Here is a 23,051-nt window from a genome sequence, read left to right as displayed (position 1 = left end):
GCGTTTCTTTTTGTATACTGCAGAAAATTGCGTCATCCAGCGCATTCAGTAATGTGTTGGTTGTGGTTTTACGGAAAAAGACACACAAACCTTGGTTTAGTGTGTGATGCATATAGGGTGTATGGATTACTGTTGGAAGTGCAGTTTTGAGCAAGTGGTATCAGTACCTATTTAGTTCTTTTAATTTCTGCAGAGCTTTCTTTCAGTTGACTGTGTGGATGGCCGAGTTGCTTGGCTTTCTAGCTGCCCGTTGTGCGTCGATTAGTTCAAGGTGCAAATTGGGAAGGCATGTTCATGCGCAGCTCAGCTTATAATCATTCACGGCTTTTGGTGTTTCAAAATAATGCCAGGCAGCTGTTGCAATACTTGTTTGTCTCATTGGTATGTGTTTCGGCATTTACGTACGCTGAAGTGGCAGTGGATGAGGATGTTTCTCCCTGGCAGCTTTCTATCGTTGGTGCCAGCACCGGTGATGTGATTCTAAGTGGTGATGATGCGGCATTAAGCCTAGGAATTTCAGAAATTTGTGTAGCTGAAAACCAGGTTTCCGAAGAGTTTTCCTCCAGTTCTAGTGAAGATCTCTCCTCGCTTGGGTTTCATAGCTTTGGTAGTGAAGCTCTATCGTTACGCAATGAGCGCGCCACTGTAACTGCCCAAACTGATCAAGTCCTGCTGGCCCCAACGGTGCTCAGCGATTCAGATGAAATTACTCTCAGCGCCCTCATTAATTCATCAACGGACGCTGGAGCCGGTACTGATTCACTCACTATCTATCTGACTGATTCTGAATATGTTGGTTATGGAGTCCAGTATCAAGGCGATGGTTCAACCGGCGTATGGGCTCTGGTTCAATTTACAGATGCCGAGAGTCAATCCAATTTAGCTCAGGTGGCTGCAACTGATAATCATCCAACAACTGGACAAACGGTTACTTTAAATCGTTCTGGCGATACGTTGACGGTTACTGTAGGAGGAAGTGATATTGGTCTTACCTATACTGTAGGTGAGGGCATTGGTGATCTTTCTCGCTACGGCATACGTTCTACCTCACTTGGCGTTAGCGACAATAATTACCTAGATGACCTAACGCTGACTTTCTCTTCTACTGCTACTTGTCCAGCCTTGGCTGATACAGGTGAGTGGGATGATGCCTACTCTCTGCACTTTGTATATCAAGAGCTGTTGCAGCAGGGAGAATTGATTGCACGTTTATCCAGCCATACCAATAGTGGATCTGGCATTGCTGGTATCGCCCTACGAAATGGCACGGAAGCAACTGATAAAGCCATTGCATTGGTAGTGGACCCGTCTGATAACAGTATTGGACTTTTCACCCGAGATACGGATGATACAGTCAACACGCTAATTACCACCGGACAGACTGGCGCCTTGCCCCAGTGGTTAAGATTAGTGCGTGATGGCGACACGATTACAGCTTATATCTCTACTGATGGTGCAAGTTGGACTCAGGTAGATAGTGTTTCGATCAGCTTCGACGATATTGTTAAGGCTGGAATTGCAGTGGCAGTTACCGGCAGTGAAGCGCAAACGCTGGAATACGATAACCTGAGTGTTTTAAATGAACTATCTGGCGATATTACTTCAGATATAGAGCTTGCTGCACATCAAACCTATGTAGTGACAGGGGATGTGGATGTTAATAGTGGGGTGACTCTAACTATTAATGAAGGCGTGACAGTCCTATTTGAGGATTATTTCACCTTTGAGGTGAACGGCAATCTCACAGCTACTGGTGAAGCAGACGCGCCGGTAATATTTACTAGTGCACAGGCCTCGCCAGCTAAAGGTGATTGGTCTGGCATTGAAGCAAAAAGCGGTAGCGTAGTGAGCTTGGACTATGTGACTTTGGAATACGGAGATCGTGCTCTTTACGCAGCCCCTGGTAGCACCTTTAGTCTCAGCAATAGTACATTACAGAATTTTTCAAAGAGCGGTATTTATGCCTACAATTCTACTGGCGTAATTAGTAATAACACCATTCAGTATGCAGATAATGCTGGACTGTATTTGCATCTCGTTGCAGATGTAACCGTCAGTAATAATATTGTCAGTGATAATAAATACGGTATTTACATTCATGGTGCTAGTGGTGGAGTTACCACCCCAACCATTACCGACAATCAAATTATCGATAATAGTAGTTACGGCTTTTATTTATATGGTGCAGGAAATGCCAGCTACGACCCCCTTCCAGTAATTAATGGAAACAGTATTTACAGTAACGGTACCTACAACGTATATACAAAAAACTATGGAAGTGGATCAACGACAAACGTTGATGCAACAGGTAACTGGTGGGACGCCACCGATCCTGGTTCTATTTCTCCAACAATTTATGACCATACCGATACTGGTAGTGACTCCAATCCATTTATCGATAATGGTGGGTTCTTGGATGCTGAAGATGGAGTGGCAGTAGTCAGTCATTCATTGATAGGTACCCTAACAGAAGATACTACTTTGCTTTCGGGCAATACCTACACCATGTTAGGACACCTCTACGTTGGTTCAGGTACGGTACTAACTATAGAGCCAGGTGCGCGTATTGAGTCGGGTGGAGGCTATCGAATTGTTGTTGATGGAACTCTAAAAGCCATAGGCACCAGTGAATCGCCAATTGTATTTACCAGTGATGAAGAGTCTGCATCCAGTGGTCAGTGGAAAGGTATTCGCGTTGACGAAGGCGGCTCGGTAGAACTGGACTATGTGACGTTGGAGTATGGAGAGTATGGTCTTTATGCGCAGTCAGGTAGTAGCTTTAGTTTGAGCAACAGTGTTGTGCAATATATTGAGGAAGATGGTGTTTATGCCTATAACGCCAGCGGCTCAATAATTAACAATACTATTCAGTATGCTGAAAATTCTGGGGTATACCTATACGGTGTAGCAGATGTCACCGTCAGTGATAACGTAGTTATTGATAACAAATACGGGTTTTACATTAAGGGCTATAGCGGTGCTGCTACCACCCCAACGATCACGGGTAACACCGTTACCGGTAGCAGTAGCTACGGCTTCTATTTGTATGGGGTAAAGGACGCAGGCTACGATCCACAGCCTACGATTACGGGCAACAGCATTTACAGTAACAACAGTTACGATTTATATACCAACTATTACGAAAGTGGTGTGCTTACCGTTAATGCCACGGGCAACTGGTGGAACACCACGGATCCAGGAGATATTGGTCCAGAGGTTTACGATTATAACGACAGTACCTCTTATCGTCCGATAGTAGATTTCAGCGGTTTTCTGGATGCGGAAGACGGTAGTGCAGTAATCACGAATGGCTTAAGTGGTTATTTAACAGAAGATACCACCTTGGTGGCGGGTACAACTTACACCTTCGAGAGCCACGTACATGTGCAGAGTGGAGTAACTTTGACGATAGAACCCGGCGCTCGTATTGAAGTGGGGGGAAGGTTTCGTCTCAAGGTTTATGGCACTTTGGATGCACAGGGCACCAGCGATAGCCCGATTGTATTCACCAGTGATGAGAGCGCACCCGCTGCCGGAGATTGGTATGGCATCGTGGCACAAAGTGGCGGCACGGTGGATTTGGATTATGTAACAATAGAGTACGGGGATTACGGTCTTTATGCTGCCTCGGGCAGTACCTTTAGTCTCAGCAATAGTACCTTGCAGCACTTTGATGGGAACGGTGTTTATGCCTATAACGCTAGTGGCTCAATTAATAACACGACTATTCAATATGCAGGTAATGCTGGGGTATACCTATATGGTGTAGCGGATGTCACGGTCAGTGATAACTCAGTAATCGATAACAAATATGGATTTTATATTAAGGGCTATAGCGGTACTGTTACCACCCCAACGATCACGGGTAATACCGTTACTGGTAGTAGTAGCTACGGCTTCTATTTGTATGGGGTAAAGGACGCAGGCTACGATCCACAGCCTACGATTACGGGCAACAGCATTTACAGTAACAACAGTTACGATTTATATACCAACTATTACGAAAGTGGTGTGCTTACCGTTAATGCCACGGGCAACTGGTGGAACACCACGGATCCAGGAGATATTGGTCCAGAGGTTTACGATTATAACGACAGTACCTCTTATCGTCCGATAGTAGATTTCAGCGGTTTTCTGGATGCCGAAGATGGTAGTGCAGTGATCGACAATGGCCTGATTGGCTACCTAACCGAAGATACCACTCTGTTAGCAGACACGACTTACACCTTAGTGAGTTCGCTGCACGTAAAAAGTGGTGTGACCTTGACGATCGAGCCGGGTGCGCGTATAGAAGTGGGTGGACGATTTAGCCTCAAGGTTTACGGTACCTTAGATGCACAGGGCACCAGTGATAATCCGATTGTATTCACCAGTGATGAAAGTACACCTAGTGTCGGAGACTGGTTTGGCATCGTGGCGCAAAGTGGCGGCACGGTAAATTTGGATTATGTAACAATAGAGTACGGGGATTACGGTCTTTATGCTGCCTCAGGCAGCACCTTTAGTCTCAATAATAGTACCTTGCAGCACTTTGATGAAAGTGGTGTTTATGCCTATAACGCTAGTGGCTCAGTAAGTAATAGCACCATTCAGTATGCTGAAAATGCAGGGGTATACCTATACGGTGTAGCGGATGTCACCGTCAGTGACAACGCAGTTATCGATAACAAATATGGATTTTATATTAAGGGCTATAGCGGTACTGCTACCACCCCAACGATCACGGGTAATACCGTTACTGGTAGTAGTAGCTACGGCTTCTATTTGTATGGGGTAAAGGACGCAGGCTACGATCCACAGCCTACGATTACGGGCAACAGCATTTACAGTAACAGTAGTTACGATTTATATACCAACTATTACGAAAGCGGTGTGCTTACCGTTAATGCCACGGGCAACTGGTGGAACACCACGGATCCAGGAGATATTGGTCCAGAGGTCTACGATTATAACGACAGTACCTCTTATCGTCCGATAGTAGATTTCAGCGGTTTTCTGGATGCCGAAGACGGTAGTGCAGTGATCGACAATGGCCTGATTGGCTACCTAACCGAAGATACCACTCTGTTAGCAGACACGACTTATACCTTAGTGAGTTCGCTGCACGTAAAAAGTGGTGTGACCTTGACGATCGAGCCGGGTGCACGCATAGAAGTGGGTGGACGATTTAGCCTCAAGGTTTACGGTACCTTAGATGCACAGGGCACGAGTGATAGCCCGATTGTATTTACCAGTGATGAGAGCGCACCCGCTGCCGGAGATTGGTATGGCATCGTGGCGCAAAGTGGCGGCACGGTGAATTTGGATTATGTAACAATAGAGTACGGGGATTACGGTCTTTATGCTGCCTCAGGCAGCATCTTTAGTCTCGATAATAGTACCTTGCAGCGTTTTGATGAGAGCGGTGTTTATGCCTATAACGCTAGTGGCTCAATTAGTAACAGTACCATTCAATATGCGAATGAATATGGGGTGAATCTGATCGGTACTGCGGATGTCACCGTCAGTGGCAATATGATCATGAATAATCGTGTCGGCATTCGTATTTCAGGGTTCAGCAGTGGGGTTACCACTCCAGTTATTACTGGCAATACCATTGCTGGTAATAGCAGCTACGGCTTTTATTTGTATGGAAGGAGGGACGCAGACTACGATCCGCAACCCGTGATCACTGGTAACAGCATTCATAGTAATAGTGGTTACGATATATTCACTGATTATTACGAAAGTGGGGCGCTCACTGTCAATGCCACGGGCAACTGGTGGAACACCACGGATCCAGGAGATATTGGTCCAGAGGTCTACGATTATAACGACAGTACCTCTTATCGTCCGATAGTAGATTTCAGCGGTTTTCTGGATGCCGAAGACGGTAGTGCAGTGATCGACAATGGCCTGATTGGCTACCTAACCGAAGATACCACTCTGTTAGCAGACACGACTTATACCTTAGTGAGTTCGCTGCACGTAAAAAGTGGTGTGACCTTGACGATCGAGCCGGGTGCACGCATAGAAGTGGGTGGACGATTTAGCCTCAAGGTTTACGGTACCTTAGATGCACAGGGCACGAGTGATAGCCCGATTGTATTCACCAGTGATGAGAGCGCACCCGCTGCCGGAGATTGGTATGGCATCGTGGCGCAAAGTGGCGGCACGGTGAATTTGGATTATGTAACAATAGAGTACGGGGATTACGGTCTTTATGCTGCCTCAGGCAGCATCTTTAGTCTCGATAATAGTACCTTGCAGCGTTTTGATGAGAGCGGTGTTTATGCCTATAACGCTAGTGGCTCAATTAGTAACAGTACCATTCAATATGCGAATGAATATGGGGTGAATCTGATCGGTACTGCGGATGTCACCGTCAGTGGCAATATGATCATGAATAATCGTGTCGGCATTCGTATTTCAGGGTTCAGCAGTGGGGTTACCACTCCAGTTATTACTGGCAATACCATTGCTGGTAATAGCAGCTACGGCTTTTATTTGTATGGAAGGAGGGACGCAGACTACGATCCGCAACCCGTGATCACTGGTAACAGCATTCATAGTAATAGTGGTTACGATATATTCACTGATTATTACGAAAGTGGGGCGCTCACTGTCAATGCCACGGGTAATTGGTGGAATACTACGGATACGGAATCGATTGAAGCAGAAATCATAGATTACGCTACCAGTTCCTCCAGCGCCAACTATAAGCCGATCGTGGATTACAGTGGCTATTTAAATAGAGCTAATGGAAGTTCAGTATATGATCACTACCTCCGCTTCGATATCGACACCGATACGAGTTTGGTCGCAGGTTCCTATATTGTTGTTGACAATATAAACGTAAATAGTGGTGTGAGTTTAACCCTAGAAGCAGGAGCAGTATTGGTATTCCCTGCTGGTCACTCACTAACAGTAGAGGGAGATCTGGTAGTTAGTGGTTCCAGCTCCCAGCCGGTACTATTCACCAGTGAGGCCCAATATCCTGCGGCAGGTGATTGGCAGGGTATCGTCGTAGCAAGTGGTGGCAGTGTCAGTATTGATAATGCTTACATCCAATATGCAGAAACTGCAGTTTCTGCGACTTCACCCTCTGCGTTCAGTGTTACCAACAGCATTATTACTGACTTTAGCGAAAGCGGAATCAGTGTTAACAATCTTGCTGGTGGCACTATTGCCAATAACTTAATCCAAAATACGGATTACACAGGTATAGGGATAGCCCTGGATACTGCATCGTCAGCAGTAACTGACAATATTGTTACTGGCTTGAATTACGGTGCATATATTACCGGGGCCTCTTCACCGAGCTTAACGGGTAATAGTTTTATCGATAATAATTATGGTATTTACCTGAATGGTTCGGGCAGTGATGCAACCAATCCCACCCCCACGATTACCGGCAATGATCTCTATGGTAATACCAACGGCAGCTTGTACCTTAATAACTATGGTAGTAGCTCGGCGCTGGTGTTGAATGTTACTGGCAACTGGTGGGGCAGTGCTTTACCAGAGTGGGGTGTAGATATTATCGGGGTTGATTCGCCAGAGACTGTCGTAGATCACAGTAATGCCCTTGCTGCAGAGAGCCGCGTAATAACATCTAACTTAAATGGGAATTACGAATATTTCTCCCCGAATAGTGATGGCAACCAGGATACATTAGCCATTACTGCCACCTTGAGTTCAAGTAGCACTTGGAGTCTGGAAATCAGTAATAAATCCGGAACTGTTGTGAATACTTTCTCTGGAACTGGTACAGCTATTAATATCGATTGGGATGGTACTGACAGTGGCAGTACCGTATTGAATGATGGTCGTTACTATTTATTCTTGAAGGTAACTGATGCGGAGAATACCAGTTATCGCGCGGGTGCTATTTGGGTAGAGCTGGATAATACCGCCCCTATAGCATTAATGAACAATGTTAATGATGGCGATACTTTATCAACTGGGACCACGACACTGGAGATTGAAGGTAGTGCTATCGACAATTTCTTCGTTGACTACTCCGTGGATTACCAATTGAGCGGTGATATCGATAACTGGGTAAGTCTTAAGTATTCAACATCAGAGATCAGTGAAAGCACCTTGGCTGAGTGGGTACTTAACTCCGTTGATGGTACAGTTGAGGCGCCGGCCAGTGGTGACTATCAAATACGTTTGATTGCCACTGATCGGGCTGGCAATATCACAACTATTATTCGCACAATCACCCTTGATCTACTCAGTATTACCAATGTCAGCCGCAATCAAACCACAGTGAATCCGATTGCCGATGAAAGCCTGATAATCAGCTTTGACTTGTCTGCCGGCGCTACCGTTACGTTGGATATTAAAGACGAGCAAACTGAAGAGCTGGTTCGCAGTGTGGTGGAAACCTTTGATAGTGCGGGTAGCTATTCCCTGAGTTGGGATGGCAAGGATGACGAGGGTAATTATGTTCCGGAAGAAGCATATACCTACTTCCTGACTGCAGTGAGTGGCAGTGTGGAAGGGGTGTATGTTATTGAAGATGGTGGAAGTACCAGCGATATCTTAATGGGAAGCATGGATACCACCATGAATGCGGTACAAAACGACTTTATGAAAACTGAAGTTACGCCCACGGCGAATGTGCGTGTCTATATGGAGGTCACGCCAGATGGGGGAGATACTCATATTGTCTATGATAATGTCCCCATGGAGGCCGGTACCCACTATATGACTTGGGATGGTCGCACCGCTGATGGCGTACTTACTACTGGGTCTTTTTACACCTATGTGCCAGCACCTGAAGTTCTGCCCACCAACGTGGTAATTATTGACGGCATAAACCCAAGTATCAGCGGCACACTGGACGCACCCAATATCGAAGTTAAATCCGATCCTTATTTGATGTACCACAGCTACGATCAAATCTCGAAAGTAGCTTACTTGTTGGATCAGGACTCCTACGTAACCTTCAAACTGTTACCGCCGGATATCGGTGACCCGACAGATGCCGGAGCGATCACCTTGATCGATAACCAGCTGCAAGCCGCTAATGACAGCGATGGTGCAGTAGCCACTCACGAGGTGGAGTGGACCGGTTATGAAGAGAGCGATGGCAACGCGATTATGGTCTCGGATGAAGGTGTGTACAGTTTCTGGATAGAAGCGACTTCGGCAACTACCGGAGCCAGTACCACTTACTACGGCGCATTGCAGCTGTATCAATAATGATTAGGGCGCTAGCGGTGTTTTAGTTCACCGTTAGCGCCTAACTGACAAGTCGGCGTTAAATCAAAAAACAACCAAGAGAACAACGTGAAAGCCTTACTAAAGTCCAACGTGGTCATTGTGACTTGTGCATTGCTATGGTGTGCCTGCGTTTACGCAGAAGAGGATATTGCTTACCTGGCCCCGGGCAAACAGGGGTACTGGCAGGTATGGGTAATGGATACCGAGGGCCAACAACACCGGCAACTCACCCACTCAGCCTTCGATAAAAATAGCCTTAGCTGGTTTCCCGATGGCAAGCGTTTGCTGGTAAATGGCAGCCAGGGTGAACTGCATGAAGTGGGGCTGGCCAGCTCCAAAGAATTGCCAATAACAATGCCGCTTAAAGGTTTTATTGATGCGAGCCTAGCGCCGGATGGAAAATCTGTAGTCTTTTCTCTCAGCACCTCCGACAGTGTTGACGATAACAACTTGTGGCGATTGCCATTGGATGGCAGCGACCAGCAAAAACTCACCAATATGCGTCATATGCAGCACGAACCCCGCTGGCATCCAGATGGCAAGACCGTGTATTTCTTATCCGGGGATGGTGGCGAAGCCCACGATATCTGGGCGCTGGATTTAGTTTCCGGAAGCAAGCGGCAGCTGACTTTTAACAGTCTTTACAACTTTGATGTTGTCGCCGATACAAAAGGCCGATTGGTATTTTCCAGTAACCGTGCCGGTAACTACGACCTGTGGTTGCGCGAGAGCAACGGAAAACTCAAACAGCTCACCACCGATGCCGCACTGGATGCCGCCCCCAGCTGGTCTCCAAAAGGTGATGCCGTTGTATTTCAGTCTACCCGCGACGGTGCCTATAACCTGTGGAGGTTAACGCTCGATGATGGTGAGTTAACCCAGCTGACCCAATTTACCAGCGGTGCCCGTAAACCCCTATGGCGGCCACAGCCCGCGCAAGGCAAATCAGTACTATGAATAAGATGTTAAAAAAAATCGGCCTCACCGCAGTATTGGCCGCTCTGGTTACACCCTTGGCTGGCTACGGGCTGTCTATTTCCGGGGTCAATATTGAATCCCGCTCGTTTGCCCCCGCCCAGGGGGAACAGTTCGCTCTGAATTACCATATTGATACACAGGCCAACGTCACGATTAATATCTACGACGCTCGCGACCTGCTGATCAAAACGGAATACCGCGAACAGCTGGCGGTGGGCGATCACCAGTGGCAGTGGGACGGCACCGACCAGCAGGGGCGCCCGGTACCCGCAGAGGCTTATCACTACACCATCAGTGCAAAAGCCGGCGAGCAAACTGCCGAGTACGACCTGACTGATATTACCGGTGGTGAAAGTGTTGCGGTCAACGATCTGAGTTGGAATGCGGAGCAGGGCAGTGTGGATTACACCCTGCCGCAAATGGCCCGCGTCGCAATTCGGGTGGGATTAAAAAATAACGGCCCACTGCTGAATAATATTATTGACTGGGTGCCGCGTGGGTCTGGCCAACAAACAGAAGCCTGGGATGGGGAGGATGCCTCCGGTGCCCTGAATTTAAAGGGCCACCCAGCACTGGAATTAATTCTCAATGCCTTCGCCTTGCCCCGCAATACCATTCTGGTGAGCGGGGATAAATTATCTTCTGACGCCCGTTTTGTGCAGGATATGCCGTGGGGACAAAGCCCACGACAAAAAAAGAAATCCCATCGCCCGCGTATTCACGCCCCCGCGCAACGGGACGCATTGAGCCGGGGAGATTTCCCGCTAGAAATTTCACTGGTGGGGGACTACCGCAAAAATAGCGAAGGCACCCCGATAGTTAGCGGCACTGTACCGGTACGCATTAATGTACAGCCGGAGCATATCGCGCAGCTGGCCTCAAAAAGGTTTGAGCCGGTGTACTTTGTCGACGGACAGTACATTTATGAGAACGAGGTGGGTTACTTCCCCACCACTTATCGCTGGGACAGCCGCAACCACAACCCTGGCGAGCACTATCTCACGGTAAATTTACGCGGCTACCTGGGCAACTTTGGTATGGCCACCCTAAAAGTGGTTATTGAAAAACCCCAAACTGAAGGCTCAGCGAACACTCTCGCTCATAAAGATTAACTCTAATGCGAATTAGATATTCAGAAGGATGTGAACCATGAAGCGAACGACGGAATTAATCCAGATTCTATCCCTGGCAATCATTGCGCTTTTTGCCAGTACTGGAGCTTACGCAGCCAAGCCGAGCGCCCATATCCAGCAGGTCTCCCAAGCTGAAGCCCAAGCGGCGGTTGAACAAAAGGATTACAAGCGGGCGCGAGCCTTGTACAACCGCCTGCTGCGACAGCAACCGCAAAACTACCCGGCCATGATTGAATTGGCCCAGCTGGAAAAGAAGTTAGGCAAGTACGAAAAAGCCAAGAAGCACGCTTCAGTGGTATTGAAACAAAATAGAACCCATCGCCAAGCCCTGCAATTATTGGCCCAAATCGCCATTCAACAGCAGCAGTGGGCAGAAGCGGAAACCTATTTCAGCCGCCTAATAAAAAACCACCCGGAGCACGGCCACGCCTATCTTGGCTTGGCCCAGGCTTACCAGGCACAGGGCAAGGATGAGCAGGAACAAACCGCTTTGAAAGATTATCGCCTGTGGCGTGCCGCACAATAATATCGTCCGATTTGTACTGAATAAGAATCACACTCCTGGCCAGTAGTTGGGGGATAGGGAATACCCATGAGCAGTTTTGCCAACAAAATACTAAAAACACCGCTAAAAGCCCTTGCTGGATTTAGCAAAACCTTGGAAGGCGCCCGGCGCGTCTGCGCAAGCGCGAACTCGATTCGTCCGCCCCTAGCTTCAGCGATGCTGGCTTTAACCCTGGCTATTGCTGCCAGCCCTACCCAGGCGCACACCTTTGGTGGTGGTACCGGCTCTAACAGTGATGATAGCGGTGGCGGTGATAGTGGTGTTGGGGGAGGCTGCCCCAAAGAGTCCGTTGAGGGGGGGACGGTCGTACTTTTCAGCGGTCAGGAACGCCATAAAGAAACTGATATGGTGGTGAAAGGCAGCTACCCGATTCAAATTATACGTAAATACAATAACCAGTCAGATTACGATAGTGCCCTGGGGTATGGCTGGGCTTTCGATCACGACTACCGCTTGTATGAGTATCCCGATGATAAAGTAATAATCCGCTATTGTGCCGGGCACCGCGCTGAGTTTGTTTACAGTGGCGGTGCCTATGTAAGCGATGTTGCAGGTTTGCGCGGTACCCTTAGCGAAGATAGTGACGGCACCTATACCTTTGCCCATAATAATGGGCGCAAGGATTACTACGATGCAGAGGGCCGACTAACTGCGCGGGAAAATAAAAGCGGTCAGCGCTTAGAGTTTACTTACAGCAGTGAACGTTTCCCTATCGTTGGTACTTCCCTCTATTCCGTTGATCCCTCTAAGCCGATGACGGTGGCCTATAGCTATCAGTTGCAAAAAATTGAAGAGCGCCTGGCAGATGGCAGCCTGAGTGGTAATTACGTTAGCTTTAGTCACGACAGTGACACCGGTCGTGTTACCCAGGCGGTGGATCACACCGGCCGTACTGTTGTTTATAGCCACGACACGCTGGATGATAGTGAAGGCAATACCCTAACTTCAGGCAACCTGATTAAAGTCACCGGCCTGGAAGGGCTGGTATCTACCTATAAATACGAAGACAGTAACGATAGCCACAACCTGACCTATTTCCAAGTGGGTGAAAACGCTACGCCCTATGAGGAAACCTACGATTCTGAAGATCGGGTGATCAAAGAGGTCTACGGCAATCTAACCTTCGAGTTTGACTATGTTACTGAGGGTTATGAAACCAAAGTCACTACCACCATTACCGATGCTGATGGTAATAACCCCTATACCACCACTGAGCGCTATGTGTTTAACGAGGATGGCCGCACAGTGGAGTACGAGGACCAAGCGGGCTACCTCACGGTAAAAACCCGCGATGCTAACAACAATGTTACCCGTGAAGAACGTTATGGCCTGGCTGATGATAATGGCGATCGCACCTTGGCCCGAGCTATTGATTACACCTACAACACTGATAACCGTCGTCTGAGTAAAGCGGTTAACTTGGCTAGTGGTGAAATCATCACCACTAGCTGGACTTACGAAGGTGGCTGGATAGCCAGTAAAGAGGTGGTCTCCTCTGCTGATGAAACCACTGTATTCCGCACCGAGTACACTTTTAACTACGATAGCGATGGAAGTCCCGAGACCTTAGCCAGCACCAAGCAATTAAAGGCCGACGGCAGTTATCAAACTACTAGCTATAGCTACAATACTCGTAACCAGCTCATTGCTACCACCTACGCTGATGGTAGTCAGAATGTGCTGGAATATGAGGGTGATAGCCTTTATCCCACTCGTGTGTATTGGAAAGACCAAAACGGCAATGCTTTGACCACCGGTGAGCAATTCTATACCTATGACCAAGCGGGTAATCGGCTGACCGCTACTGATGCTATGGGTAACACTACTACCTACACCTACGACGATAAAAACCGCCTGGTGCAGATTACTAACGCCTTGAACGAGGAAACTCATTACACCTACACAGATAATAATTTGGTTCAGGTGGAAATAGGGCGCAATACCGATAGCGCTACCGAAGAGATTACTGTTGGGCAGATCACTTTGTTCAACTACGATGGTAAAGACCGACTTATTAGCATTGAACGTCAGGATAGTACTGGAGCTAAGACTACCTACCAGAACTACACCTACGATAGCTTGGGGCGGAGTTTAAGCATCAGTGATGCATTAGGAAATACTACTGCCTCTAGTTATGATGTACGTGGCAATCTGGCTAGCACCACTGACCCTGAGGGTAGTGTGGTCAATTATAGTTATGATGCCTTTGGTAATGCCGTTAGCACTACTGACCCCTTAAATCGCGCTACTCTATATGCTTACGATGCACTGGATCGTTTGACTACAACGGAACAGCAAGGGATTAGCCCGGGTCTTGTCACATCTTATAGTTACGATGCTATCGGAAATCTACTGACTGTAACCGACCCAGAAAATAACACTACAACTTACACCTATGATCGCTTAGGGCGTAAAACTAGAGAAGCTCGCCCTGGCGGAGAAACTATTACTTATAGCTACGATGATCGTGATCGCCTTGCCATCAAAATTGGAGCTCGTGGGCAGATATTGGCTTACAGTTATGCAGATTGGGGTGCGCTGACTAGTATTGAGCATTTTGCCAGTGCTACAGATCATACCAGCAATAAGACTGAGCGTACTCAGAGTTTTTCCTACAATGATAATGGACAACTTACTCAGGCTTTTGACTCAGCCATACAGAGTACTGCGCTTTATACAAATATTTATGACGCATTAAATCGTATATCCCAAACCGCTAACCACTATATTCCTGGTGGAGATCGTATTCTTAACTATTCCTATAATTCTCTAGGTAAACTTAGTGGACTTAGTCTTGATAATACTGCCGAAACGAGTGGTGTAATCACTAGCCATAGCTTTGACTATGACGATTACGCTCGCTTAACTAATGCTACATTGGCAGGTAATGGTCACACTATAGGCTATAATACCGCCGATCGTTTGATCAGTATTACATATGCCTCTGGCGCCAGCCGCACCAATAATTACAATAGTGATGGCACTTTAAATAGCTCTAGTGTCGTTGACTCATCCAATACTACATTGGAAGCCTTAGGTTACAGTTTTGATGCAGCAAAAAATATCACAACTTACAGTGACAATGATGGTACTCAGTTATTTACTTATGATGGGGTAGATCGGCTTACTAGCGCTGACTATCCAGATAATACAGTCTTCACTGACGAAACCTTTGCCTACGATGGGGTAGGTAACCGCGAAGACCCAGTTGATAGTGAGGCCTACGAATACAACAGTAATAACCAGTTGATTAGCCAAAATAACGAGGCGTTGATTCGTAGCTATGATGATGATGGTAATTTAATCTCCGTTAAAGGAGCGGAAAGTAAATCTTTTACTTATGATTTGGGTAATCGACTTACGAGTTACACTGATGGCACTACTATCGCCAGTTATGGTTATGGAGTTAGTGGCCGCCGCCTTTTTAAGACTGTGGATGGTACTACCACTTGGTTTTTATGGGATGGTTCCCAATTAATAGCAGAGTTTGAGGAAGATGGTGGAACTACAAAGCTTATTCAGCGCTATGATTTCTTTCCCGGTGCTTACTCTCCGCTTCAGGTTGCAGATACCAATGGTACTTACGCAGTTTACAGTGATCATCTGGATACACCGAGACTGTTGATTAATGACGACGAAAAAATTATCTGGCGTAGTTCTCGTACTGTCTTTGGGGAAACCACTGTCGAAAATGATGTGGATGGAGATAGTCAAACTGTTGAATTCAATAATCGCTTCCCGGGACAGTATTACGATGGTGAGAGTGGCTTGCATTATAACTATTATCGGGATTATGACCCTATTATTGGACGGTATATACAGTCTGATCCTATCGGCCTGAGTGGTGGGTTGAACACCTATGAGTACGTGGGTAGCAATCCATTGATGTATATAGATTTACTAGGACTCGATAAATGTAATTGTCGGGCACCTCAAACAGGGACTCGAATTGACGGTGAAAAGATATGCACTTATAACTGTTTATGTAAAGATGATTGCGGAAAAGAATACAAAAAAACTATAAAGGTTTCTGCTGGTTCTAATGGGTCTGCGCGCTGCAGAGGGCAAACGGGTGATCCATGGCAACCTAGCCAAGACACTCAGTTTCATGACTTTGAAGTAGATACAGATAGTTTTCTAAATAAAATATTTGATAGTGATTTCGTCGACGCATTAGAGAATTGATCATCGATGGGGCAGGTTATAAAAGTAGTAAATTCCTGGACACCCAAAGATTGAATAAAAGTAGTAAATTCCTGGACACCCAAAGATTGAAGATTCTAGGACTCTAGGACTCTAGGACAGCCAAAGAAGGGAGGAGGGTATCAGTAATTGAACTGACTCCCTCTCTGGCGGCTCTTTCTCTTTGATTAAGAGGTAAAGAAGGCGAAATGCTGGGAATTGGTAGTTAGGTTTTGGGAATCGCTATTTTTGGATAAAAGAGCAGCTATCGAGCACTTGGAGTAGGGATAAATTAGAAGGGCGTAGCTGAGAGGAAGCGCCGGCAATCAGCTATACCATGTACCCAGCGTTTATCGAGTTGGATGCAAGCTTGCTTTACCGCCTCCACCGATCCCACTAAGCCTTTAAAGCGACTTTCAAAATTTCGATTGAGATATCGCCAGTGTTTGGGTGAAATACTGAGCCGTTCAAGGATAGGGGGCGTGTTTTCGGTAATACAGCCTCGTTTTCTGGGGTCTAAATGCCGACCACTCCAGTCTACCAACTCCAAATAGTGATCCAATTGAAAGGGTAGCCCTTTTGGCATATTCAAACGATCACCGCCGACAAATGGAAGTAAATTTTTTGGCTGCTTGCCTGAGACTGTCGTACGAATACGCTGTTGAATCGAAGTGTAATCAGATTCTTCAGGTGTCTTGGCAATATTGGCACGGATCGGGTTGAGGTCTACATAAGCCATACAGGCGGCGAGGGCCCTTTCATCCAGTAAGGCCTGGGACTTAAAACGGCCTTCCCAAAAGCGGCCTGTACAGTTGTCCTCAGCATTGGCCTGGCGAGCGATAGATTCATTTAAGCAGCGCATAAACCAGCTAATATCCATTAGGCGCTCCCGCCATAGGGAAACAACTTCTTTTAGTTTGGTTACCTCACAGTGATCGAGGGCATCGCCCTGAAGATAGCGCTGAGCTAAGCTGGAAGCCTTAAATAGCTTTTGCCAGCGAGTAATTACCTCTGGAATAGACCACTTGTTAGCCGATTCTGTGTCAATATATAGCACTATATGGTAGTGATTACTCATTACCGCATAGGCGGCAATATCTAGAGCAAACACCTCGGCCAACTTATACATACGGCTTTCAATCCATTCGCGCCGATGCTCATAATCTTTTCCGGATTCAGTATCTCTACCACACAGAAATGCACGCCGCACACAGCGGGAAACGCAGTGATAATAGGGTGTTGTATCCAGAGATATCTGGGCACTTCGCGGTAGAGTCATTGGCTGTACGCACAAAATGCTGTATGAACATACAGCATTTTGTGAGGTTTTAATCTTTTGTCAATAGGGCTGGCGGTTTATACTTTCTATTTCGTGGGTGTCCAGAACTGTTGAGTTTTCCATAATGCAGAGCGTACCCAGAGTTTTACCTACAATGATAATGGACAGCTGACTCAGGCAGTTGACTCGGCTATACAAGACACCGCGCTTTACACAAATAGTTATGACGTATTAAATCGACTATCCCAAACGGCTAACCACTATATTCCTGGTGGAGACCGTATTCTTAACTATTCCTATAACTCTCTAGGCAAACTTAGTGGGCTTAGCTTTGATAATACTGTTGAAATGGGCGGCGTACTCGCCAGTAACAGCTTCAGCTATGATGATTATGCACGTTTAACTAATGCTACTTTGGCTGGCAGTAGTCATACCTTCGGTTACGATAATGCTGATCGCTTGATTAGCCTTAGTTACGCCTCCGGCATAACTCGAACTGATAACTACAATACTGATGGTACTTTAAGTAGCTCCTCTGTTACCGATTCTTCCAGTACGACATTGGAAGCCTTAACTTATAGTTTTAATACGGCAAAAAATATCACTAGCTATAGCGATAACGATGGTACTCAATCATTTTCTTATGATGGGTTAGGCAGGCTTACAGGTGCCGACTATCCTGATAGCACGTCTCTTAACGATGAGGCTTTTACTTACGATGGAGTAGGTAACCGGGAAGATCCAAGTGATGGTTCCGCTTATGAATACAATAATAATAATCAGTTGGTCAGTCAAAATAACGAAGCGTTGATCCGAAGCTATGATGATGGTAGTTTAACGTCTATTACTGGGGCGGAAAATAAAACCTTTGCTTATGACTTGGAAAATCGCCTTACGAGTTATACCGATGGCTCTACTATTGCCAGTTATGGTTATGGAGTTAGTGGCCGGCGCCTCTTTAAAACTGTGGATGGCACTACTACTTGGTTTTTATGGAATGGTGCTCAACTAATCGCTGAGTTTAAAGAAGACGGTAACACTGTAAGCCTTACCAAGCGTTATGACTTCTTACCTGATAACTACACTCCGCTTCAGGTTACTGATGCCTATGCATCATATTCGGTTTACAGCGATCACTTAAGTACGCCCAGACTAATAATAAATAGAGACGGAGAGTCCATCTGGCGTAGTTCACGTACAGCATTTGGCGAAACCGTTACCAATAATGATGTAGATGGGGACGGTCAAGTTGTTGTATTTAATATGCGATTCCCTGGACAGTACTACGATGAGGAAAGTGGATTGCATTACAACTACTTTAGGGACTACGATCCGAGCACTGGACGTTACTTGCAGAGTGATCCGATTGGGCTTCAAGGTGGGTTAAATATTTACGGATATGTAGAAGGTAATCCCGTATCTAATATTGATCCATTTGGCTTACTTACCGTGCCAGGTGGAGCTGAATGTAAAATAGTTGGAAATAAAATGGTTTGTACTGAGCCTCGTGAATATGAAGGCCTTTCTTGTGAGCAAAAGGCTAGCAGTGCTTATAGACAGTGTTTAGATAATGCAAGTACTACTAGGCTTTTATGTGGAACAGCATTGGGACTTTTATCAAAGGGCGCTGCTTCAACACGTTTTGCTAAAGATGTCTTAGGTCCGGCAGGTGGGGCTGGTATAGGTCTTGCTGGTGGTGGTGGTGGAGGTTTTGCTACATTTTGTAGTGACATACAGAAGGACTTTGGTCAGAAGTGTGAGATACTTAAAGAAAAAGTTCGTGAAGACTGTGAATGTAGTGAATAGATTGGTCAGGATGATAAATGTATAAAAGGAAGGGTTTTATTGCTTTAAAGGAGAAGGTTTTTGTGAAAATCTTTTCCATTGTTAGTGTGGCGCTAACAATTTCCGCAGCTTTAATTTTCGCAATGCCCGATTATTTTCGAGTTGAAGAATATCTTGATAATATTTTGGGGTATTACTTTTTTATTGAGGCTGTATTGACAACTTATATTGCTGTTGGAGTTTTTAATTATTCTGCTGATGATGGCTGAATTTAAGATTTTTGATGTGGAGAATAAAAAAAGCAAAAAGGACAGTCATGGATTGGAGGGTAAAAACTGAGCGAGAACTTCTGTGCCATTGAACAGGTAGATGGAGTGCCTACAGCAAAGTGGGTGGCGAATTGGTGCCAATAACGTTTTTAGATCGTAGGTAAAAAGATGCGGGGGCAGGTAGGGATACCAGTACTCTGGGGATAACTAGGGTTTGAAATTATCTGTTCAGCTGGGCGCGGGGCTAAGAAATTGTTGGCAGTCTCGCAGCCCATGTATCCAGCGTTTATCGAGCTGAACACAGGCTTTTCGTACAGCCTCTGCTGATCCCACCAAGCTTTTAAATCGGCTTTCAAAGTTCCGGTTGAGGTAGAGCCAGTGTTTTACTGAGATACCCAGCCGATCCAGGATCGGGGGTGTATTTTGAGAAATAGCGCCGCGCTTCCTCGGGTCTAAATGCCGACCACTCCAGTCCACTAATGCCAAATAGTGATCCAGCTGAAAGGGCAGTCCTTTCGGCATATTAAGGCGCTCGCCGCCTACAAACGGCAGTAGTTCCTTGGGCTGTTTACCTAAGACCGCAGCACGAATGCGCTGCTGAACGGAGGTGTGATTAGAGTCTTCTGGAGTGATTGCCATCTTGGCACGGATAGGATTGAGATCAACATAGGCCATGCAGGCAGCCAAGGCGCTTTCATCCACTAGTGCTTGAGACTTGAAGCGGCCCTCCCAAAAGTGACCAGTGCAGCGGTCTTCTGCATTTGCTTGGCGGGCGATAAATTCATTTAAGCAGCGCATAAACCAGCTGATATCCATTAATCGCTCCCGCCATAGCTCAATCAGCTCTTTAAGTTTGTGCTTTTCATTGAAGTCTAGTGAGGCGCCCTGAATAAAGCGCCGAGCCAAATTAGAAGTTTTAAATAGCTCCTGCCAGCGAAGAATAACCTCAGTGTCAGACCAAGCCCTAGCGGTCTTAGCATCGATATAGAGCACGATATGATAATGGTTGCTCATCACGGCATAGGCTGCAATATCAAGTGAAAAGACACTAGCCAGTTGTTGTATTCTGGCCTCAATCCACTGGCGTCGATGCTCATAATCTCTCCCAGAGTCAGCATCTTTCCCGCAAAGGAATACTCTGCGCACACATCGGGAGACACAATGGTAGTATGGGGTTGCATGGAGGGAGATTTGCGAGCGGCGAGGCTGGGTCATGGGACTGGAGCCTAACTGTTTTAATATACAGTATTTCTATACTGCTGTTCGTATAGTGTCAATGGGTGTGGCGCCTTACGATCTTTCTTTAGTGGGTGTCCAGAATTGTTTCCAGAATTGTTACAAAGACCATGGCGCTGAAGTTGGTGCAAATAGCCCTGAGCAATATTTACGAAAAGCAGAGGGATTTAAGCAAAACCTGAGAGGGGCATCAAAAAGTAACGTAAATGGATTCACTTCTGGAGTGGTTAGGTTTTCAAAAAATGGGAAATATATTAATCTTGCACCAGATGGTAGGATAGTTTCTTTTGGTCTGAAGTAGTTCAGAGAAGACGAGTTATGACTGATTTTAAAGATATAGATTTGAGAGGGGGGACTTGCATTAGGAAGCAAGTTGCCCTGTTTGAAATTCAAGACCATCATAGGATTCCATATGGAAAGTACAAAATAAAAGTTTTAATGGATGCTAATAACCACTATTACGCTTTTCCTAATGTGGCCTTCAAGGATTCAAATGATAATGTTGATTGGGTGTGTGGCATGGGGCCAACAATCTTGACAGCGGTCCAAGAATCAATTGATAGCCTTGTGCGGTCAATACCAAGTTTTGTTTACTCTGATGGTCAGTATTTTGAGTGGTCCTCACCGGAAGATTTCTAATTAAATAGAAATTACCCTGGACACCCAAAGATTGAAGATTCGAAATCTTGGTAGAAACTTTTACGCCATTTTCTAGTAATTAAGGTATCTATTCCAAAATAGATATCTATTTGGCGTAAAAAATTAACACGGAATGTTATTCAGAAGTGGATAGAGAGTCCGAGGAACCAAAGAAAAGGACAAGCCAAAGAAAAGGACAGCCATGGATTGGCACTACCTTTTAATATGGAATTCCCTTCTAATTCGGCTGGTCTTTCTCTTTTGTGGGTTACATTCTTAGTTTATTTAATTGGTATCGTTGCTAATAAATATAATTATCCACAATCCACCAAAAATAGAATTTACTTTTCGATCCTGTGCTTTTGGCTAGCTCTTTCATTTCACTAAGGCTATGTCTATCGTAGTAGCTCTGATCCAAAATTACCCCTAGGGGCTTGGTGAGTGTGTTCAAGTTTTCTCGTGGATCGTCTTCGAGCAATAATAGTTCGGCATTAAAGCCTGTGGAAACTGAGCCCACCTTATCGTTAATGCCCAATGCTTTTGCTGGATGATGGGTTGCTGCTCGCAATACATCTTTAACAGGAATCCCCACCTCCACTAGTCGTTGCATTTCTTGAATAGTGCCCAAGCCGTTGGGCGTATAGAAGGTTCCTCCGTCTGATGCTATCAGTATCTCAACACCGGCTTGGTTTAGCTGCTTGGCCATATCTCCGAAAATGTTGGATTTACCCTGCCAATCCTGTTGCGCTTTAGCGCTATGTATCCCATTAACCTTCTGCTCACCCATTGCTTTTATCGCGGGGTGATTGAGCTCGAGATCATCAGCTACGCTGTGCCAGTAGTCTGGCCCATGCTGCGCGACCTGTGCTACGTTGTCATATACGATTAATGTAGGGCTAACTGGTACGTTGCTATCTAATAGTTGCTGCACAATTTCATCGAAGCTCTCCTGCTGATAATCGTAGTTCAAATGTGCCTGAAAGATCATTTCTACATGCTCTAATGATTGCGGTTTAGCCGATAAGTATTCATTGAGAGTAATACCAAAAGGCGGGTGGCCAGCTAAAGGCATGCCGAGCTTTTGCGCCTCATCAGCTATAGCGAAGAAAACCTCACGGGATAAGCCGTCATAAACTTTAACTTGTTGGTACCCCTGCTGATATTGCTGGCGAACCAGCTGGCGAGCCTCTTCTTTACTACCAATAAACTTGTGGTGTCGGCCACTGGCATAGTGGGAGTGTTGATTAACAGGTGCACCGGATAACACAATATGAGGGCCGGCTATATTCCCAGTATCGATCCATTTTTTAAGGATACGCTGAGGGGAATTGCCAGCCATAACTCTTGTGCGAGTGACTCCGTGCGCTAACATAGCTAATAGATCGGACCGCCCCCATACATGGCTGTGCATATCGATTAAGCCTGGCATCACATATTTACCCAGGCCATTAATCCTCAGCTCGCCTTCAATCTCAGGTATTACATCGCTAGTTATTTGGACAATTCTTCCACCTTGAATGACGAGGTTTTGGTTACTTGCGGCTGTATTGTGCTGGGTGTCGATGATTGTGATATCGGTAACTACAATGCGAGCATTCTGTTCAGCTAACCCGTAAGAAGAGGGAGGGATGTACCATGCACATCCCCAAGATCCGAGCGCAGCAACGCTAATGAACACTGAAATAGCTACCGCTGCTTTCCATGAACGAGCAAAATAGGAAGATAACTTCATAATGACCTCTTGTGAATCAAAGAGGCCAAAATGCCAAAAT

General features: G+C 46.0%; 12 protein-coding genes. 9 read left to right on the top strand and 3 right to left on the bottom strand.

Going from position 1 to position 23,051, the window contains the following annotated elements:
* Positions 1 to 294: 294 nt before the first annotated feature.
* The 5 genes from ACJJIE_RS10000 (at position 295) to ACJJIE_RS09980 (ending at position 16,074) form a co-directional block, all read left to right on the top strand.
* Complete coding sequence (locus tag ACJJIE_RS10000) at positions 295 to 9,192, top strand: right-handed parallel beta-helix repeat-containing protein (RefSeq protein WP_444894496.1); 8,898 nt, start codon at positions 295 to 297, stop codon at positions 9,190 to 9,192.
* An 87-nt stretch (positions 9,193 to 9,279) separates the two neighbouring features.
* Complete coding sequence (locus ACJJIE_RS09995; protein WP_444894495.1) at positions 9,280 to 10,170, top strand: TolB family protein; 891 nt, start codon at positions 9,280 to 9,282, stop codon at positions 10,168 to 10,170.
* Positions 10,167 to 11,303 (top strand): FlgD immunoglobulin-like domain containing protein, encoded by a 1,137-nt coding sequence (locus tag ACJJIE_RS09990; RefSeq protein ID WP_444894494.1) that lies wholly within the window; start codon positions 10,167 to 10,169, stop codon positions 11,301 to 11,303. Before ACJJIE_RS09995 ends, ACJJIE_RS09990 begins: the two co-directional genes overlap by 4 nt.
* Positions 11,304 to 11,340: 37 nt before the next feature.
* Positions 11,341 to 11,850 carry a tetratricopeptide repeat protein gene (locus tag ACJJIE_RS09985; RefSeq protein WP_282931919.1) on the top strand — a complete coding sequence of 170 codons (510 nt, stop codon included), beginning with the start codon at positions 11,341 to 11,343 and terminating at the stop codon, positions 11,848 to 11,850.
* A 66-nt stretch (positions 11,851 to 11,916) separates the two neighbouring features.
* Positions 11,917 to 16,074 (top strand): RHS repeat-associated core domain-containing protein, encoded by a 4,158-nt coding sequence (locus ACJJIE_RS09980; RefSeq protein WP_444894493.1) that lies wholly within the window; start codon positions 11,917 to 11,919, stop codon positions 16,072 to 16,074.
* Positions 16,075 to 16,363: 289 nt separating this feature from the next.
* Here ACJJIE_RS09980 and ACJJIE_RS09975 read toward each other — a convergent pair whose 3' ends face one another.
* Entirely contained in the window at positions 16,364 to 17,350 is a 987-nt protein-coding gene (locus ACJJIE_RS09975; protein WP_444894492.1) for a transposase, read from the bottom strand.
* A gap of 348 nt (positions 17,351 to 17,698) precedes the next feature.
* Here ACJJIE_RS09975 and ACJJIE_RS09970 point away from each other — a divergent pair, with 348 nt between their 5' ends.
* Both ACJJIE_RS09970 and ACJJIE_RS09965 read left to right on the top strand, forming a co-directional pair.
* On the top strand, positions 17,699 to 19,156 hold the full coding sequence (locus ACJJIE_RS09970; RefSeq protein WP_444894491.1) for an RHS repeat domain-containing protein: 1,458 nt from the start codon (positions 17,699 to 17,701) through the stop codon (positions 19,154 to 19,156).
* Between the two features lie 62 nt (positions 19,157 to 19,218).
* Positions 19,219 to 19,404, top strand: coding sequence for a hypothetical protein (locus tag ACJJIE_RS09965; protein ID WP_444894490.1), 186 nt, complete (start codon positions 19,219 to 19,221; stop codon positions 19,402 to 19,404).
* Between the two features lie 228 nt (positions 19,405 to 19,632).
* Here the strand turns inward: ACJJIE_RS09965 and ACJJIE_RS09960 are convergent, their stop codons facing one another.
* Positions 19,633 to 20,619: a transposase gene (locus ACJJIE_RS09960; protein WP_444894489.1), complete on the bottom strand. Its 987-nt coding sequence runs from the start codon at positions 20,617 to 20,619 to the stop codon at positions 19,633 to 19,635.
* Here ACJJIE_RS09960 and ACJJIE_RS09955 point away from each other — a divergent pair.
* Together ACJJIE_RS09955 and ACJJIE_RS09950 are read left to right on the top strand one after the other, a co-directional pair.
* Positions 20,618 to 20,941, top strand: a complete 324-nt coding sequence (locus ACJJIE_RS09955) for a hypothetical protein (protein ID WP_444894488.1) — start codon at positions 20,618 to 20,620, stop codon at positions 20,939 to 20,941. The two genes, ACJJIE_RS09960 and ACJJIE_RS09955, sit on opposite strands and share 2 nt — an antisense overlap.
* A 17-nt stretch (positions 20,942 to 20,958) precedes the next feature.
* Positions 20,959 to 21,279, top strand: coding sequence for a hypothetical protein (locus ACJJIE_RS09950; RefSeq protein WP_444894487.1), 321 nt, complete (start codon positions 20,959 to 20,961; stop codon positions 21,277 to 21,279).
* Positions 21,280 to 21,580: 301 nt separating this feature from the next.
* Here the strand turns inward: ACJJIE_RS09950 and ACJJIE_RS09945 are convergent, their stop codons facing one another.
* Entirely contained in the window at positions 21,581 to 23,011 is a 1,431-nt protein-coding gene (locus ACJJIE_RS09945; protein ID WP_444894486.1) for an amidohydrolase family protein, read from the bottom strand.
* Positions 23,012 to 23,051 lie beyond the last annotated feature (40 nt).

This window comes from Microbulbifer maximicatervae (SeqCode) (assembly GCF_052467325.1).
This window is presented reverse-complemented; position numbering and strand designations above follow the sequence as displayed.

Bases quoted from the DNA above. Each gene is read 5' to 3' on its own strand.
- ACJJIE_RS09960 (WP_444894489.1), bottom strand. From the start codon at position 20,619: ATGACCCAGCCTCGCCGCTCGCAAATCTCCCTCCATGCAACCCCATAC.
- ACJJIE_RS09945 (WP_444894486.1), bottom strand. From the start codon at position 23,011: ATGAAGTTATCTTCCTATTTTGCTCGTTCATGGAAAGCAGCGGTAGCT.
- ACJJIE_RS09950 (WP_444894487.1), top strand. From the start codon at position 20,959: ATGACTGATTTTAAAGATATAGATTTGAGAGGGGGGACTTGCATTAGG.
- ACJJIE_RS09990 (WP_444894494.1), top strand. From the start codon at position 10,167: ATGAATAAGATGTTAAAAAAAATCGGCCTCACCGCAGTATTGGCCGCT.
- ACJJIE_RS09980 (WP_444894493.1), top strand. From the start codon at position 11,917: ATGAGCAGTTTTGCCAACAAAATACTAAAAACACCGCTAAAAGCCCTT.
- ACJJIE_RS10000 (WP_444894496.1), top strand. From the start codon at position 295: ATGCGCAGCTCAGCTTATAATCATTCACGGCTTTTGGTGTTTCAAAAT.
- ACJJIE_RS09970 (WP_444894491.1), top strand. From the start codon at position 17,699: ATGGGCGGCGTACTCGCCAGTAACAGCTTCAGCTATGATGATTATGCA.
- ACJJIE_RS09985 (WP_282931919.1), top strand. From the start codon at position 11,341: ATGAAGCGAACGACGGAATTAATCCAGATTCTATCCCTGGCAATCATT.
- ACJJIE_RS09955 (WP_444894488.1), top strand. From the start codon at position 20,618: ATGGGACTGGAGCCTAACTGTTTTAATATACAGTATTTCTATACTGCT.
- ACJJIE_RS09975 (WP_444894492.1), bottom strand. From the start codon at position 17,350: ATGACTCTACCGCGAAGTGCCCAGATATCTCTGGATACAACACCCTAT.